This is a genomic window from Nigerium massiliense, assembly GCF_000826085.1.
In the GTDB taxonomy this organism is placed as follows: domain Bacteria; phylum Actinomycetota; class Actinomycetes; order Propionibacteriales; family Propionibacteriaceae; genus Propioniciclava; species Propioniciclava massiliense.
In genome coordinates this window covers 364,644-378,727 of the sequence record NZ_CCYM01000003.1, presented here as the reverse complement: position 1 = coordinate 378,727, position 14,084 = coordinate 364,644, and the positions used below count along the sequence as shown (strand labels likewise).

The following is a 14,084-nucleotide window of genomic DNA, read 5'->3' as shown; positions in this document are numbered from 1 at the left end:
CTTCCGGCGTCGTTGTCTCCCTAGACTGACGCCATTCCAACGACAGGAGCGGCGATGACCGGTCAGCCCAACGACGCCATCGAGACCGACGAGCACGGGAGGCCCGAGCCGCCCCTGTCCGCGGGAGAGGTCGCGACGCTGCTCGGCTTCCTCGACTACCAGCGCGCGACGCTGGAGTGGAAGACCCGGGGGCTGGACGACGCCCAGCTGCGCCGACCACTCCCGCCGACGTCCATGACCCTGGGTGGGTTGTTGTCGCACATGTCCTACGTCGAGGACAACTGGTTCACCGACGCCGTCTCCGAGGCGGCGCCCAGCGAGCCGTGGGCGTCCACCGATTGGAAGGCCGACGTGGACGCCGACTGGCACCGGGCTCACGAACTGCCCGGCGACCAGTTGAGGGCCGAGTGGCAGCGCGCGGTCGAGGCGTCCCGCGCGGTCGTCGCGGCCGAGTTGAAGCACCCGGACGGGCTCGACCGGACGCATCCGGCCTGGGGAGGGCGCGCCCAGGTGTCCCTGCGGTGGGTGCTCGTCCACATGATCGAGGAGTACGCCCGCCACAACGGCCACGCCGACCTGCTGCGGGAGTCCGTGGACGGCGAAACGGGCGAGTAGCTCGTCGAAAGCCTGGGATCCTAGCCGCTCTGCGGGGAGCTCACGAGGCGACGGTGAAGTGCTGCTCCCCGGACGGGCTCTCGAGTTCGTCCAAGAGGGCCAGGGCGAGTTCTCCGGGAGTGACCCGGGAGTTGCCGGCGCCGTCGACCAGCAGCGTGGTCGTACCCCGCCTATAGCGACCCGTGGGCTGGCCCGGCTCGAAGACGGCGGAGGGACTGAGGTAGGTCCACCGCTGATAGGCGTGTGCCCGACAGGCTTCCCACTGCGCGAGGCTGGCCGCGGCAATGTCCCGCCATTCGGCAGGGACCCACCGAGGGTCGTCCAGCACGAGGGCATCCGTGGTGGGGGAGGTGAGGGGTGCCGAGCCCCCGACGATCAGGACGGATGCGTGGTGTGCCTGGGCGGCGTCGAGGCATCGGGCGGTCACGTCGCTCACGCGCCGTTCCTGGCCCTCGGGGAAGCGGAGGGCGACGACGACGGCGTCCGCGCCGGCGACCAGGCTGGCGACTTGGCCGCGGTCACTGGCGTCCACCGCGATGGGGGTCACCAGCGGGCTGGCGTGCTGCCGGGGGCGACGTGAGGCGGCCAGGACGTCGTGCCCCGCGCAGGGCGGCCACGTCCGTGATGGCGGTTCCGGCCATGCCGGTGGCGCCGAGGATGACGTTCTTCATCGGGGATCCTTCCAGGTGGGGTTGAGCTGTCCGGCGACCATCGCGGTGAGGGCGACGCCGAAGCCGGCGAGTTGAAGCGGTGCAAGGGTCTCCCCGGCGAGCAGGACGCCGAGCAGGGCTGCCGTGAGCGGGGAGAGAAGCCCGAGGAGGGCCATGGGGGTGACGGAAAGGTGGCGAATGCCCGCGAACCACACGGTGTAGGAGACCAGGGCGCCGACGAGGCCGAGCCAGGCGTAGCCGGCCCAGGCTGGCGCGTCGATGCGTGCCGGTATCCCGTCGAACAGCAGAGCCGGGATGGCCAAGAGGAGCCCGGCCGCCGTGAGTTGCCATCCGGCGAGGCCCATCGCGCTGACGTGTTCCGGACGGCCCCATTTCTTGGTGAGGACGACGCCGGTCGCCATCGACGCCGCACCGCCCAACCCGGCCAGGACGCCGACCGGCTCCAGGGCCGCCTCGGGCCCCAGGACGACCATCGCGATGCCGGCGACCCCGGCGACGCCCCAGAACGACCGCCAGCCCGAGAACGGCTCGCGCAGGATCCAGACGGCGAGGACGGCGATGATGAGGGGCTGGACCGCGCCCAGGGTGGCAGCCACCCCGCCCGGTAGGCGTTGAGCGGCGACGAACAGCAAGGGGAAGAAGACGGCCATGTTGAGGCCACCCAGAACCAGGGTCCGCCACCACCACGCGCCCCGCGGCAGCTGCCTCGTCCAGGCCAGCGCGATCAACCCAGGTGGCAGCGTCCTCATGAACGCGGCGAAGATCGGGTGACCGCCCGGCAGCACGTGGGTGGTGACGATGTAGGTCGTGCCCCAGACCACGGGGGCCACCGCGCTGAGGAGGATCCATCCGAGCTGGGTGCCGGGGGCCGATCCCTCTTTCGTGGTCAGGCTTGTCATGACCTCCAGCGTGCCTACTGGCCAAGGATGAGTCCAACACATGTTTCTCATGGAAGCGATGCACTGGCATCATTTTCGGGTGGAGTTGCAACAATTGAGGTACGCCGTCGCCGTCGCGGAGGAACGAAGTTTCACCCGGGCGGCGGAGCGCTGCTTCGTGGTCCAGTCGGCGCTGAGCCATCAGATCAAGGCGCTGGAGGGGGAGATCGGCGTCCGGTTGTTCGCGCGGAACTCGCGGAGGGTGGAGCTCACGCCCGCGGGGGAGGCCTTTGTGGCGTCCGCCCGAGAGAGCCTGCGGGCCGCCGAGCGCGCCGTCGTGGACGCCGCGGCCGCGGAGGGGGAGGTGCGCGGCGTGCTCTCGCTCGGCATGATTCCCACGGTCGGAGCGGTCGACGTTCCCGCGCTCCTGGCGGATTTCCATGCGGCGCACCCGGCCGTTCGGGTGCGACTGCGGAGCGGGAACAGTGAGGAGTTCCTCGCCGATATCCGGGCGGGAGCCCTGGACGTGGCGTTCCTGGGGCTGCCCGAGGGTGCTCCGCCGGACGGCGTCGGCCTGCGGGAGTTGTCGCGGGAGTCGCTGGTGGCGGTCCTGCCCGCGCAGCACCGCCTCGCGGGCCGGACGCGTCTGGCCCTGGCCGACCTGGCCGACGAACGGTTCGTCGACTTCCCGACGGGGTCCTCCGGGCGGGCTCAGTCCGACCTCGCCTTCAGCGCCGCAGGGCTGGATCGGGACGTCTCGTTCGAGGTCATGTCGCTGCCGGTCATCGTCGACCTGATCGAGCGTGGCTTGGCTGTGGGTCTGCTCTCGGCCTCGGTCCTCCCCGCAGATTCCTCGATCGTGACCGCGGCCCTCACGGACGGTCCCCGACGCGTGGAGTACCTGGCCTGGGACGCGTTCAACCCCAACCCGGCTGCGGTGGCTTTCTTGGCGTTGGTCGCGAAGCAGTCGGCCTAGCGAAACGGGCGCGTTCCCCGCCGGCGCTCCCGGTGGCGCGCCCGTCCGCGACCCTCCAAAGCAGCTCCCTCCCGTCCTCCGTCGGAACGGTGGGCGGGAGGGAGCGCGTCGGGCGCTGCTCAGAGCGTGCCGTCCACCTGCATGACGAGGAACACCGCGCCGAACGGGTCCTTGGCCGTGGCCACGACCGTGCCTTCCTCTTCCTCGACGGGACCGTCGGTGACGACGCCCCCGGCGTCCTTGATGGCGGCGACGGTGGCGTCCATGTCGTCGGTGCGGAAGAACACCCGCCAGCTCGACGGATGGTCGGCGGGGAACATCTCGGCGGCGTCGAACAGGCAGATCTGGGCGTCCTCGTACGGGCCGACGGTGGCGAACTTCTCGCCGCCCTCGCCGTCGCCGTAGACAATGTCCCAGCCGAAGGCCTTCTCGTAGGCGGCGACGTCCGCCGTCAGATCCTTCGTGGGCGTGTCCACGAGCATCGCCATGCCGGTGCAGGTCGGCTCACCGAAGCCGGAGAGCGTCCCCGCTTGCCAAAGCCCGAACGTCGCCCCGGACGGCGCCGTCACGATCGCCATCGAGCCCATGTCGCCGACCGGCATGGCCGGCCGGAAAACCGAACCACCGCTCTGCGCGATGGTGGCGCTCGTCCCTTCTGCGTCGTTGGTGCCGAAGTAGACCATCCAGAACACCGGCATGGCGGGGTCCGGGTTCTGCATCAGGCCGCCGACGAGCGAGCCGTCGCTGGCGGTGATCTGGTGGTAGTGGCCGTACTCGTCACCGCCGTCGGTGAAGGTCCAGCCGAAGACGCGGCCGTAGAAATCTGTCGCTTGTTCGAGGTCAGGGACGCCGAGGTCGATCCAGACGGCCCGGTTGGTGTTCGCGGACATGTCGTCCTCCTTGGTCGGGTGCGTTCAGCCTAAGCAGGACGCCCCCGCCGGGTTTGTCCGATCCTGCACAGTGGCTCGGCTCGTTCGCAGCCTGATCGTCAGCCCATCATCGCCGTGATCAGCGCGACGGCGACGGCGACGATCACGGTGTTGAAGACGAAGGCGATGAGCGCGTGCACGCCTACGTGGCGGCGCATCTCGGTCGTCCGCGCCTCGACGTCGGTTGTTCCGAACGTCGCCTGCACGCCCAGGGCGAGGTAGAGATAGTCGTCGAAGTGGTGCCGGACGTCGCTCCCGGGAAAGCCGAGGTGGCCCTCCGGCTGCGCCGGGTCAGCGAGGTCGAGACGGGCGTAGTGCTCGGCGTAGACCACGACCACGTCCAGCCAGCACGCGGCGACCAGCGCGAATGTCAGCGTCATCAGCGAGCCGTTATCGGTGCCGTGCCGGGTCACGGTGACGCCGACCATTCCGACCAGCGCCAGTACCGCCGAAGTGAGCGACCACGCCGGCGCGTCGCTGCTGACGAAGAGCCGTCGCAGGAGGCTCGGCTTCTGCGACGCCTTCGGCGCTTGCACCATTGCGCGCAGGTCGTCGCCTTCGCGGCGCCGGAACGCGACCCAGGTGAGGACGAGGTGACTCACCGTGAGCGTCAGCCACGTGCAGACGGTGATGAACCAGGCGGTCTCCGGCGGCTCGAACCAGCGGTTGGCGTAAGCGGCGGAGCCCACGCCGAGACCGACCGCGACGGCGATGATAGTGGGCACGGTCGCCCGGCGGTTCGCCGACGTCAGCCAGCGCGGCGGGCCGGCCTGTTCTCGTCGCCGAGAGGCTGGGGAGGACACACCACCCACCCTACGGGCACCCAGGTCAATGTTCGGCTTTAGGTCTTGCTCTCCGACGCCGGTCGGCGCTCGATCGCCAGGAAGCGTCGCACGGCGTCGGCTCCGGTGACCGAGACGGGCCGATCGGGCCGAACGTACGTGTCAGGCGTGATAAGCATCCGCTGCTCGGTCACCCCGATCGTGCCGTCGGCGGTTCGCTGCGCGATGCGTTGGAGGCCGTTGTCGACGTAGCCGACCTTGCGGCTCACCCCCGCCGACCGGTCGTTGCCGACGATGTAGCCCGACCCGCACTCGAGGGCGCCGAGCTCGTCGAACGCGAACCCGACCGCCATCTGGCGCATGAGCGTGCCGATGCCTCGACCCTGATGGGGTAACCCGAGCCACGAGCCGGTCTCGACGTGGCGGGTCTGCGTGAAATCCGTCGCCATCATGTCCTGCATCCCCACGAGGACACCCCTCCTGCGGACGGCCAGCGCCAAGCTCCACTTCTGAGGCTGGAATTGGGCGCGCTGGGTCCACCACCAAGCCAGCGAGGTCGCGGGGAACCCGTCGGGGGAGCCGGGGGAGAAGGGTTCTTCGTGCCACGCCTGCAGGAACGGCATCGGCGCACCCGGCGCCTGGATGCCCCCGCGCACCAGTTCGACCAACTCGGGCAGGTCGTCGTCCCGCAGCACGCGAAGCTCGACGTCCCCGCACGTGATGGCCAGACCATATGGCGGAAAGATCTCCTCGAGGGTGAGCATGATCGATTCTCCCACCCCCGCCTTCCCTCTTCCACGGACGAGGCAGGACGGTCCCTCGGGATAGGTCAGGACGCCGATCGTCGGTACGCCCTCGTCAGCCCGGCGCCTCGTCCCGCAGGTTGGGGAGGTGCGCCGCCGTCCAGCCCGCGGCAAGCAGGAGGCCGGGGGCGTCGGCGTCCAGGTCGGCGTCGGGCGCGGAGAGTTGGTGCAGCAGGAGCCCGTTGACCAGGGCAAGCACCAGACGTGCGCCCGCCTGGGGAGTCCCTTCCGGAAGCGAGGCCGCCGCGGCGTCCAGGAACCGTTGGCGTTGCGACCGGATGAGGCCCTGCAGTTCGGGGCGATCCACCGCGTGCAGGTACAGCTCGAACCGGGCCCGCACCAGGGCCGGACGCGACGTGAGCTCCCGCCAGGCGGCCTCGGCCGCGCGCCAGATCTCGGGAGGGAGGACGCCGGTCCGCTGGGCCCGCGCGTACTGCTCGGGGGTGACGCGCACGACGGCGTCCAGCTCGACGGCCGCCATGTGCGCCACGACCGCCTCGATGAGGCCATCCAAGGAGCCGAAGTGGTACTTGACCAGGCCCTGCGTCACGCCGGCGCGGGTCTCGACGCGGCGGTGGGTGAGGGCGCGCATGCCGCCCTCGGCGAGCTGCTCGATAGCGGCGTCGATGATCCGGGCGCGGGTGGTCGCGGCGTCGCGGCGGCGGGCGTCCGGATTCGGCATGGGTGTGATGATAGCTATTCCACGTTCGTGGAGTAAGCTCCCGACATGGCGATGCAGTCAGCACCCGAGCCCGCGCGTCTCCCCTTGGCCGAATGGATCCTGCGGCGCTCCCGGCGGGTGGGGCCGCTGGCGTTCGGATGGTTGGGACGCCCCTTCGTCTACCTCGTCGGTCCGCGGGCCAATGAGTTCGTGTTCGCCCACGACGACCATTTCAGCCAGCGCGAGGCGTTCAAGTCGCTGATTCCCGTGGACGGGCCGAGGTCGGTGGTCGTGAGCGACGGCGAGGACCACGAGCGGCGCCGCCGACTCGTCCGGCCGGGGTTGCACCGGCGTCAGGTCGATGGTTACGTCGCGACGATGGTGCGGGTGGCCGACGAGGCGCTGGACGCCCTGACCCCCGGCGAAGCCTTCGACGCGTACGCGGTGTTCCGGGCCGCGATCCGCCGCTCGACGATGCGGACGCTCTTCGGCGAGACGATGGCTGACCATGCGGACGCGGTGGGGGACCTACTGCAGCCGCTGCTCGACCTCACGGACCTGCTGCCCGACCTGATCACCTGGCATGAGCGGCTCCGGACGCCCCGGTGGCGACGCGCGATGGCGGCCCGCGCCCGGTTGGACGCCTTCGTCTACGCCGAGATCGATCGGCTGTCGCGGCCCGAAGGGGCGGGGGAGAGCCAGGTTCTCGCGACGCTGGTGCACGGACGCGACGGGTCCGGGTCCGGACTCAGCCGCGATGAGGTGCGCGACCAGGTTGTGACGCTGATCGCGGCGGGCTACGAGACCACGAGCGCGGCGTTCGGCTGGATCGTGCACGGCCTGTCGGGACGCGCCGACATCGCCGAGTCCGCGCGGCGGCAGCTCCGGGAGGTGACGGGCGGGCGTCCGCCCAGCGCGGAGGACCTGCCCAAGCTGACGTGGCTGGGCGCGATCGTGAACGAGGCGCTGCGGCTGCACCCGCCGGGGGCGATCTCTGCGCGCTACGTGGTGCGCGAGCTCGAGTTCGACGGACGGCGGATTCCCGCCGGCACCACGCTGATCTACAGCCCGTACGCGACGCACCGGATGCCCGAGGTCTATCCCGACCCGCTGGCGTTCAAGCCCGAGCGCTGGATGGACGGCCTCGACCCCGGCGCGGGGGAGTTCGTCCCGTTCGGCGGCGGACGCCACCGCTGCCTGGGCTCGACCATGGCGACCACGGAGTTGACGGTGATGGTGGCCCGGCTGCTCGCGCGTGGCCCCTGGGAGTGGGAGCCGCAGAGAGTGACCGCCCGCGGGATGGCGTCCATGCGCCCGCATCCAGGGGTGAAGATCCGGTTCGCTTAGACGAGTCGGGACGCTCGTTCAACGCGATGGCCGGACAGCGAGCGGCCTCAGCCATGCCCGTCTGCGGCGCTCATGCCAGTGGGCTCAGCATGCTGCGGTAATGCCCTGCGGTGTGTCCGACCAGGTGCAGGGCATGAAGACAGACCAGCCGCTGCTCGGTCGTCCGCGTGGCCTGAGCAGGTTGCTCGTCCGATGCGCCCGTTGCGTGGGGTCATTGCCCTCATCGAAGCCTTCCGACTCTCACCCCAGGGAGGCGGTCTCTGCAGCGCAGCCTCGAGGTACGGTGCCGATGCACCGGCTCCGGACGAGGCGACCTGCGCGGGGGTGCCTGAGGCGACCACAGTGCCGCCGTCGTCTCCCGCGCCGGGTCCGAGGTCGATGACGTGGTCGGCTGCGGCGACCACGCGCATGTCGAGCTCGACCGCGACGACGGTGTTGCCTGCTTCTACGAGGGTCTGTAGATGCGCCACGAGCCGGTCGGAGTCGGCGCAGTGCAGTCCCGAGGTCGGCTCGTCGAGTACGTAGAGAGTGTCCCCGCGCTGGGATCGCTGGAGCTCGGTTGCGAGCTTGACGCGCTGCGCCTCACCACCAGAGAGCTCGGTCGCCGGCTGCCCGAGACGCAAGTAGCCCAGGCCCACGTCGATCAGTGCCGTGAGCGAGCGCATGATGTCGAACTCGCCGTCGAAGAACTCGTGCGCCTCCTCGACGCTCATGGCGAGGATCTCCGCGATGTTCCGGCCACGCCAGAGGATCTCCAAAGTGCTGGACTGGTAGCGGGTTCCGTGGCAGTCGGGGCACTCGGTGTAGACCGAGGGGAGGAAGAGCAGTTCCACCGTGACCGACCCCTCGCCCTCGCAGGTGGGGCAGCGGCCGCCGGTGACGTTGAAGGAGAATCGGCCCGGCTTATAACCCCGCGCGCGAGCCTCGGGCGTCTCGGCGAACCTCCGCCTCACGTGGTCGAACAGGCCGGTGTAGGTGGCGACGTTCGAGCGCGGGGTGCGGCCGATGGGCTTCTGATCAATGCTCACGACGCGGCGCACCCCAGAGAGGTCTCCCTGGACCGTTCCCTCGAGCTCCTCGGGCTCGTCCGACAGCAACAGCTCGTCCCCCTCGGCGGCCGCAGCGTCGTCCGCCTGGACAGCCCGCCCCAATCGCTCCCCGAGCAGCGCAGGCAGTGCCTGGCTGACCAGGCTCGACTTGCCCGATCCGGAGACTCCGGTAACGGCGGTGAATGCCCCGAACGGAAGGGGGATCGACACGTCGCGCAGGTTGTTGCGCGTGACGTGCTCGAGCTGCAGCCATCCCTCTGGCTCCCGCGGGGGTCGGTGAGGCAGGCCACTGCCCCCGAAGACATACCCGCGAGTCACGGACTCCTCCACCGCGGCGAGTCCCTCGGTGGGACCGCTGAAGACGACGCGGCCGCCGCGCTCGCCCGCGCCGGGACCGATGTCGACCAGCCAGTCCGCGTGCCGCATCACGTCCACCGAATGCTCTACGACGAACAGGCTGTTGCCTCGGCGCTTGAGCCCGTCGAGGATGCCGAGCAGCGCGCTGACGTCCTGCGGATGAAGCCCTGCGGAAGGCTCATCGAGCACGTAGACCACACCGAACAGTTCGGAGGTCAGCTGGGTCGCGAGCCGCAGTCGCTGTAGCTCCCCACCCGAGAGGGTGGGGGTGGTGCGGCTCAGGGAGAGATACCCCAGACCGAGGTCGATGATGGGCCGCAGCCTGTTGACGAGTTCTGCGCCCAGGCGCGCTGTCGCGGCCAGCTTCTCCACCGAGTGGTTCGGCGTCCTGCGCACGTCGGGGGCTGCCTCGTGGGCTGATCCGCCAGCGTCGACGCGCTGCTGCACAGCGTCGCGTCGGGCTGCCTCGTCCAGTGGCTGACCGGCAGTCTCGGTCCCGTCGAGATCGCCGGTGGCCCGCGCGACTGCCTCCTCGATCAACGTCGAGAGCTCCGCGAGGGGCAGATCGGAGAGATCAGCGACATCGAGGCCCTCGAAGGTCACCGACAGAGCCTCCGGCTTCAGCCGCTTGCCGTGGCAGGCAGGGCAGGGCGCGGCCGTGAGGAACTGTGCCACGCGCCGCTTCATCGACCCGCTCTTGGTGTTCGCGAACGTGTCGAGCACGTACCGGCGCGCACCGACGAAGGTGCCCGAGTAGCTCGGCTCGACGCCAGCCGCGATCGCGGCCCTGGCCTCGGCGAGCGTCAGGCGCGAGTGGACCGGGACGTACGGCGTCTCGTCCGTGTAGAGGATCCAGTCCCGATCCTCCTTCGGCAGATCCTTCCAGGGCACATCGACGTCGTAGCCGAGCGCGACGAGGACATCGCGCAGCTGATGACCGTGCCAGGCCGTCGGCCAGGAGGCGATGGCCCGCTCGCGGATCGTCAATGAAGGGTCCGGCACCATCATGTCCTCGGTGACCTCGTACACCCGGCCGATGCCGTGGCACTCCGGGCATGCGCCCTGCACGGTGTTGGCGGAGAAGTCCTCGGCGTAGAGCATCGGCTGATCATCGGGGTAGTGGCCGGCCCGGGAGTAGAGCATGCGCACCAGCGAGGAGAGCGTGGTGATGCTGCCCACCGAGGACCGCGCGCTGCGGCCCCCGCGCTGCTGCTGAAGAGCGACGGCCGGCGGCATACCCGTGATGGAGTCGACGTCCGGGACGCCTGCCTGGTCGATGAGGCGACGGGCGTAGGGAGCGACGGACTCGAGGTAACGGCGCTGGGACTCCGCGAACAGGGTTCCGAAGGCCAGGGAGGACTTTCCCGAGCCGGAGACGCCGGTGAACACCACCAGAGCGTCGCGGGGGACCGCCAGGTCGATGTCCTGGAGGTTGTGCTCGCGCGCGCCGAGCACCAGCACGTCGGGCTGGACGGGTGAGGAGTCCGACGATGAGGACCTGCGTGCTTCGACCATGCCGGCGAGACTAGCGATACGTTCCACCGATCGGTCGGAGCATGGCCCGGTCCTCCACGGTCCACCTGCCCGTGGTGCCTATCGCCGCAGCCAGGGCGGGCACCTCGGTGGACGGCGAGATTCCTCCTCGCCTAAGCTCGACGAGAGCCGAGGTCGCGGCGACGGGCATCCAAATGACCGTGGCACTTCCGCGACCGGGCCATCCACAACTGGAGGAGATCGTCATGGCAAGCAGCAACCGCGCCGTCGTGTTCCAAAACGTCAAGGACATGCGCGTCGAAACACTCGACTTCCCGAAGCTCGAGATGCCGAACGGCAAGAGCGCCCCGCATGGCGTCATCCTCAAGATCGTCGCCACCAATATCTGCGGCTCCGACCTGCACATCTACCGCGGTTCCTTCCCCGTACCCCAGGGCATGGTGATGGGGCACGAGATGACCGGCGAGGTCGTCGAGGTCGGCTCCGACGTCGAGTTCCTCTCCGAAGGCGACCTGGTCTCGGTCCCCTTCAACGTCGCCTGCGGCCGATGCCGCAACTGCCGCGCCCGCCACACCGAGGTGTGCGAGACGGTGAACCCCGACGTGTCCTGCGGCGCCTACGGGTTCAACCTGGGTGATTTCCAGGGCGGGCAGGCGGAGTACCTGTTCGTCCCCTACGCCGACTTCCAGCTGCTCCGCTTCCCGGACAAGGACCAGGCCATGGAGAAGATCCGTGACCTCGCCCTTCTCTCGGACATCCTGCCCACCGCGTTCCACGGCCTCATGGAGGCCGGGGCGAAGCCCGGCTCGACCGTCTACATCGCCGGCGCCGGACCTGTGGGACGCTGCGGCGCCGCGGCGGCGCGTCTCCTGGGCGCTTCCTGCATCATCGTCGGTGACTACCATCAGGACCGGCTGGACCTGGTGAAGAAGAACGGCTGCGAGACCATCGATCTCAACCAGGACGTGCCGCTGACCGATCAGATCGAGGCCATCCTCGGCGAACCCATGGTGGACTGCGCCGTCGACTACGTCGGCAGCGAAGCCCACGGGATTGGCCGCGAGGCCGAGGACATGAGCCCGGCCCACGCCATCAACCAGGTCATGGACGCCACCCGCGCAGGCGGTGCCACCGGCATCGTCGGCGTCTACGGCCCCGACCCGCTGGCCTCCTCCAAGGCCGAGCAGGAGGGAACCTTCTCGCTCGACTTCGGCAAGGCGTGGATCAAGTCGCCTCGGATCTCCGGCGGCCAGGCCCCGATCATGCACTACAACCGTGAGCTGATGATGGCGATCCTGTGGGACCGCATGCCCTACCTCAGCGACATGCTCAACACCAAGGTCATCAGCCTCGACGAGGCCCCCGACGCCTACGCGACGTTCGACACCGGTGCCTCGGAGAAGTTCATCATCGACCCGCATGGCATGATCCCCGCCTGATTTCGCGCCGTCGTCCCCGGCCCGTGACCATCGCCTCAGCGGCGGTCGCGGGCCGGCTCTCTGCACGGATCGGTTCTCGATGCCGATCCGGGCGAGGGCCGGCGTCGTACTCTGGTAGGCCAGACCGGTATGGAAGAGCACACCAGCACGGACCAGCGAGCAGGGGCGTGATCATGGGACAGGAGAGCACCTCGCTGCCGCGCCTAACGTCCTTCTCGACTCGGAACGCCCCACGGGGCGACGAGGTCGACTACTGGCGCCAGGTCCGCCGGGAAGCGTGCGTCTCAGTTCGGACCGATCCCGTCGGTGCCGGATTCGGCGGAGAGATCCGACTGGGCCAGTACGCCGACTTCCGCCTGTCCACCAAACGGGCCAGGGCCGAGGAGGTCAGGCGCTCCCGCAGCGATATCGCCCAAGCCCACGATGAGCAGGACTACCTTTACTTCCTGTTCCAGACCCGCGGAACCCTGCTCCGCCTGTTCGAAGAAACCGGCGAGTCGGTCATGGGGCGTCTACGCACACTGCGCCTCGAAAGAGCCCGGCTGGTGCTCCGCACCCAACCCGACAAGCCGATCTCCGCGCGTGTTAGATCGTTGAGGGTCATTGCGTGTGGATCATCAGTGATCAGCACGCAGTAGCCGGGGAAGTGCTGGACGTCGCCGATGACGGCGAAGCCGGCACGGAGTCGCTTTAGCACAGTGGGATTGGTCCCCCGGAGCGCGGAGCCCACTCGATCCAGCTTCCAGGCATCGTCCATGGCCCGAGCTTGACACATGATGCGGAACGTACATTGTACGTTGACAGCCTTCTTGGGTCGGACCTGGCCTTGGCTAGGTGGTTGACAACTTGGTTGTCAATCCGCGGTTCGGTTCGTTGACAAGCGTGTTGGCAATTCTGCCGCCGGCTCGTCTAGGAGTCTGCGGGCAAGCAGGTCCAGCCGTCCGGGCACCGCAGGGCCAAAGACCCCCACGCGGCGCAGTTCGCCGATCGCCCGTGACACCGTGACGCGCGTCAAGCCGAGAACAGCGGCGAGTTCCGCTGCAGCGGAACAGGGCAGGGCTGGGCTGAACTGGCTCTGTCATAATGCACATTATCGGACACGCGGAAGTCGATGCGGCAGGCTTGGCGGCACAACTCTGCCAAACCCTGTCACTCTGCTGGTCGCGGGCGGTTGACTATCCCACGATAAGCAAGAGCGCGCGGTCAGTCGTCGTAGACCCTGGACCGGTGGCCAACGTCGAGTGCGACGATGACGACCTCGCTTCGACGGATGTCGAGGACGACCCGGTAGTCGCCAACAGGCAGGCGCCAAAGTCCGGCCAACGGCCCCGACAACGCCTTGCACGGACCCGTCGGATCTTCCAGGGTGCCCAACCGCTCAACCCCGTCGAACACCCGACGGGCCACGGGCTTGTCGAGCTTGCGCATCGCCTTCGCGGCGCGCGGAGCGTACCGGACGCTCCAGGTCATCCGAACAGCTCGGCGGCAAGATCCTCGCTGGAGATCGTCTCGATCTCGCCACGACGGATCGCCTCAGCCTCGCCGGTGATCGCGTAGGCGTACTCCAACTTATCGAGGTGCTCCAGCAAGGCCTGGCGCACGTAGAAGGCAGCCGGGCGTCCGGTGGCAGCGCTCAGAGCATCCAGTCGACTCTTCATCTCATCGTCCAGGCGGACGCTCACCACAGCTGTAGACATGTTTACAGGCTACCTGAGCCACTCGCCGGACCACCAGTGGTCAATCGGTGACGTTGGAGGGTTTCGCGTTGAACGCGAGTGGCTGGTACTCGGCGTGCTTGGCCATGTAGCCGTTGTAGAAGGGGCCCAGCGGCATGACCTTCTTCGTGCCGGTCGCCTTCACCTCGTCGAGGGAGAAGCGCGCCAGCGCACCACCCACGCCGCGGCCCTCGTACTCCGGCTCGACCTCGGTGTGGGTGAAGATGATCAACTCGTCGGTCTCCATGTAGTCGGCATAGCCGGCCAGATTGCCGTCGAGCAGAGCCTCGTAGCGGTTCTTCTCGGGAAGCTTCACCACCGTGATGTCAGTCACGCGGCGACAGTACTAGCGGTCGCTCCGCATCGCT

At 68.9% G+C, this 14,084-nt stretch carries 17 protein-coding genes; 5 read left to right on the top strand and 12 right to left on the bottom strand.

Features of this window, described 5'->3' with window-relative positions:
- The first annotated feature begins 54 nt into the window (after positions 1–54).
- Positions 55–615, top strand: coding sequence for a DinB family protein (locus BN1187_RS08130; RefSeq protein ID WP_040160737.1), 561 nt, complete (start codon positions 55–57; stop codon positions 613–615).
- Between the two features lie 40 nt (positions 616–655).
- On the opposite strand, the gene BN1187_RS08125 is transcribed toward BN1187_RS08130, so the two are convergent.
- The 3 genes from BN1187_RS08125 to BN1187_RS08120 are packed head-to-tail and all read right to left on the bottom strand — an operon-like array spanning position 656 to position 2,185.
- The gene (locus tag BN1187_RS08125) at positions 656–1,162 is read right to left on the bottom strand and encodes an NAD(P)H-binding protein (protein ID WP_235750641.1); all 507 of its coding nucleotides are present in this window, start codon (positions 1,160–1,162) and stop codon (positions 656–658) included.
- Positions 1,134–1,286, bottom strand: a complete 153-nt coding sequence (locus BN1187_RS14625) for a hypothetical protein (RefSeq protein ID WP_218184616.1) — start codon at positions 1,284–1,286, stop codon at positions 1,134–1,136. Before BN1187_RS14625 ends, BN1187_RS08125 begins: the two co-directional genes overlap by 29 nt.
- A complete protein-coding gene (locus BN1187_RS08120) occupies positions 1,283–2,185 on the bottom strand; it encodes an EamA family transporter (protein ID WP_052462506.1) in 903 nt (300 codons plus the stop codon). The genes BN1187_RS14625 and BN1187_RS08120 overlap by 4 nt, the downstream gene beginning before the upstream one ends.
- Before the next feature lie 40 nt (positions 2,186–2,225).
- On the opposite strand from BN1187_RS08120, the gene BN1187_RS08115 reads away from it, so the two are divergent.
- A complete protein-coding gene (locus tag BN1187_RS08115) occupies positions 2,226–3,140 on the top strand; it encodes a LysR substrate-binding domain-containing protein (RefSeq protein WP_218184615.1) in 915 nt (304 codons plus the stop codon).
- 119 nt (positions 3,141–3,259) lie between these two features.
- Here BN1187_RS08115 and BN1187_RS08110 read toward each other — a convergent pair whose 3' ends face one another.
- The 4 genes from BN1187_RS08110 to BN1187_RS08095 all read right to left on the bottom strand — a co-directional run bounded on the left by BN1187_RS08110 (position 3,260) and on the right by BN1187_RS08095 (position 6,336).
- Positions 3,260–4,030: a VOC family protein gene (locus BN1187_RS08110; RefSeq protein ID WP_052462505.1), complete on the bottom strand. Its 771-nt coding sequence runs from the start codon at positions 4,028–4,030 to the stop codon at positions 3,260–3,262.
- A 98-nt stretch (positions 4,031–4,128) separates the two neighbouring features.
- On the bottom strand, positions 4,129–4,794 hold the full coding sequence (locus BN1187_RS08105; RefSeq protein WP_157754764.1) for a DUF1345 domain-containing protein: 666 nt from the start codon (positions 4,792–4,794) through the stop codon (positions 4,129–4,131).
- A 116-nt stretch (positions 4,795–4,910) separates the two neighbouring features.
- Positions 4,911–5,630 (bottom strand): GNAT family N-acetyltransferase, encoded by a 720-nt coding sequence (locus BN1187_RS08100; protein WP_218184614.1) that lies wholly within the window; start codon positions 5,628–5,630, stop codon positions 4,911–4,913.
- A 79-nt stretch (positions 5,631–5,709) separates the two neighbouring features.
- Positions 5,710–6,336 carry a TetR/AcrR family transcriptional regulator gene (locus tag BN1187_RS08095; RefSeq protein ID WP_040160733.1) on the bottom strand — a complete coding sequence of 209 codons (627 nt, stop codon included), beginning with the start codon at positions 6,334–6,336 and terminating at the stop codon, positions 5,710–5,712.
- A 45-nt stretch (positions 6,337–6,381) separates the two neighbouring features.
- Here BN1187_RS08095 and BN1187_RS08090 point away from each other — a divergent pair, with 45 nt between their 5' ends.
- On the top strand, positions 6,382–7,662 hold the full coding sequence (locus tag BN1187_RS08090) for a cytochrome P450 (RefSeq protein ID WP_218184613.1): 1,281 nt from the start codon (positions 6,382–6,384) through the stop codon (positions 7,660–7,662).
- A gap of 47 nt (positions 7,663–7,709) precedes the next feature.
- Here the strand turns inward: BN1187_RS08090 and BN1187_RS08085 are convergent, their stop codons facing one another.
- Positions 7,710–10,583, bottom strand: coding sequence for an excinuclease ABC subunit UvrA (locus tag BN1187_RS08085; RefSeq protein ID WP_218184612.1), 2,874 nt, complete (start codon positions 10,581–10,583; stop codon positions 7,710–7,712).
- A gap of 224 nt (positions 10,584–10,807) precedes the next feature.
- Here BN1187_RS08085 and BN1187_RS08080 point away from each other — a divergent pair, with 224 nt between their 5' ends.
- On the top strand, positions 10,808–12,001 hold the full coding sequence (locus tag BN1187_RS08080; protein ID WP_040160731.1) for an alcohol dehydrogenase catalytic domain-containing protein: 1,194 nt from the start codon (positions 10,808–10,810) through the stop codon (positions 11,999–12,001).
- Between the two features lie 167 nt (positions 12,002–12,168).
- Positions 12,169–12,639 carry a helix-turn-helix domain-containing protein gene (locus BN1187_RS14305; RefSeq protein ID WP_218184611.1) on the top strand — a complete coding sequence of 157 codons (471 nt, stop codon included), beginning with the start codon at positions 12,169–12,171 and terminating at the stop codon, positions 12,637–12,639.
- A gap of 215 nt (positions 12,640–12,854) precedes the next feature.
- Here BN1187_RS14305 and BN1187_RS15215 read toward each other — a convergent pair whose 3' ends face one another.
- From BN1187_RS15215 to BN1187_RS08055, 4 genes are all read right to left on the bottom strand, one after another.
- On the bottom strand, positions 12,855–13,058 hold the full coding sequence (locus BN1187_RS15215; protein ID WP_082034603.1) for a helix-turn-helix domain-containing protein: 204 nt from the start codon (positions 13,056–13,058) through the stop codon (positions 12,855–12,857).
- A 146-nt stretch (positions 13,059–13,204) separates the two neighbouring features.
- A complete protein-coding gene (locus tag BN1187_RS08065) occupies positions 13,205–13,471 on the bottom strand; it encodes a type II toxin-antitoxin system RelE family toxin (protein WP_040160729.1) in 267 nt (88 codons plus the stop codon).
- Positions 13,468–13,698, bottom strand: a complete 231-nt coding sequence (gene relB, locus BN1187_RS08060) for a type II toxin-antitoxin system RelB family antitoxin (protein ID WP_040160727.1) — start codon at positions 13,696–13,698, stop codon at positions 13,468–13,470. Before relB ends, BN1187_RS08065 begins: the two co-directional genes overlap by 4 nt.
- Positions 13,699–13,738: 40 nt before the next feature.
- Complete coding sequence (locus tag BN1187_RS08055; RefSeq protein ID WP_040160725.1) at positions 13,739–14,050, bottom strand: GNAT family N-acetyltransferase; 312 nt, start codon at positions 14,048–14,050, stop codon at positions 13,739–13,741.
- Positions 14,051–14,084: the final 34 nt, after the last annotated feature.

What these genes read in the sequence shown, in the direction of transcription:
- BN1187_RS08130 (WP_040160737.1), top strand. Translation starts at nt 55, where the DNA reads ATGACCGGTCAGCCCAACGACGCCATCGAGACCGACGAGCACGGGAGG.
- BN1187_RS14625 (WP_218184616.1), bottom strand. Translation starts at nt 1,286, where the DNA reads ATGAAGAACGTCATCCTCGGCGCCACCGGCATGGCCGGAACCGCCATC.
- BN1187_RS08120 (WP_052462506.1), bottom strand. Translation starts at nt 2,185, where the DNA reads ATGACAAGCCTGACCACGAAAGAGGGATCGGCCCCCGGCACCCAGCTC.
- BN1187_RS08115 (WP_218184615.1), top strand. Translation starts at nt 2,226, where the DNA reads ATGTTTCTCATGGAAGCGATGCACTGGCATCATTTTCGGGTGGAGTTG.
- BN1187_RS08110 (WP_052462505.1), bottom strand. Translation starts at nt 4,030, where the DNA reads ATGTCCGCGAACACCAACCGGGCCGTCTGGATCGACCTCGGCGTCCCT.
- BN1187_RS08095 (WP_040160733.1), bottom strand. Translation starts at nt 6,336, where the DNA reads ATGCCGAATCCGGACGCCCGCCGCCGCGACGCCGCGACCACCCGCGCC.
- BN1187_RS08090 (WP_218184613.1), top strand. Translation starts at nt 6,382, where the DNA reads ATGGCGATGCAGTCAGCACCCGAGCCCGCGCGTCTCCCCTTGGCCGAA.
- BN1187_RS08085 (WP_218184612.1), bottom strand. Translation starts at nt 10,583, where the DNA reads ATGGTCGAAGCACGCAGGTCCTCATCGTCGGACTCCTCACCCGTCCAG.
- BN1187_RS08080 (WP_040160731.1), top strand. Translation starts at nt 10,808, where the DNA reads ATGGCAAGCAGCAACCGCGCCGTCGTGTTCCAAAACGTCAAGGACATG.
- BN1187_RS08065 (WP_040160729.1), bottom strand. Translation starts at nt 13,471, where the DNA reads ATGACCTGGAGCGTCCGGTACGCTCCGCGCGCCGCGAAGGCGATGCGC.
- relB (WP_040160727.1), bottom strand. Translation starts at nt 13,698, where the DNA reads ATGTCTACAGCTGTGGTGAGCGTCCGCCTGGACGATGAGATGAAGAGT.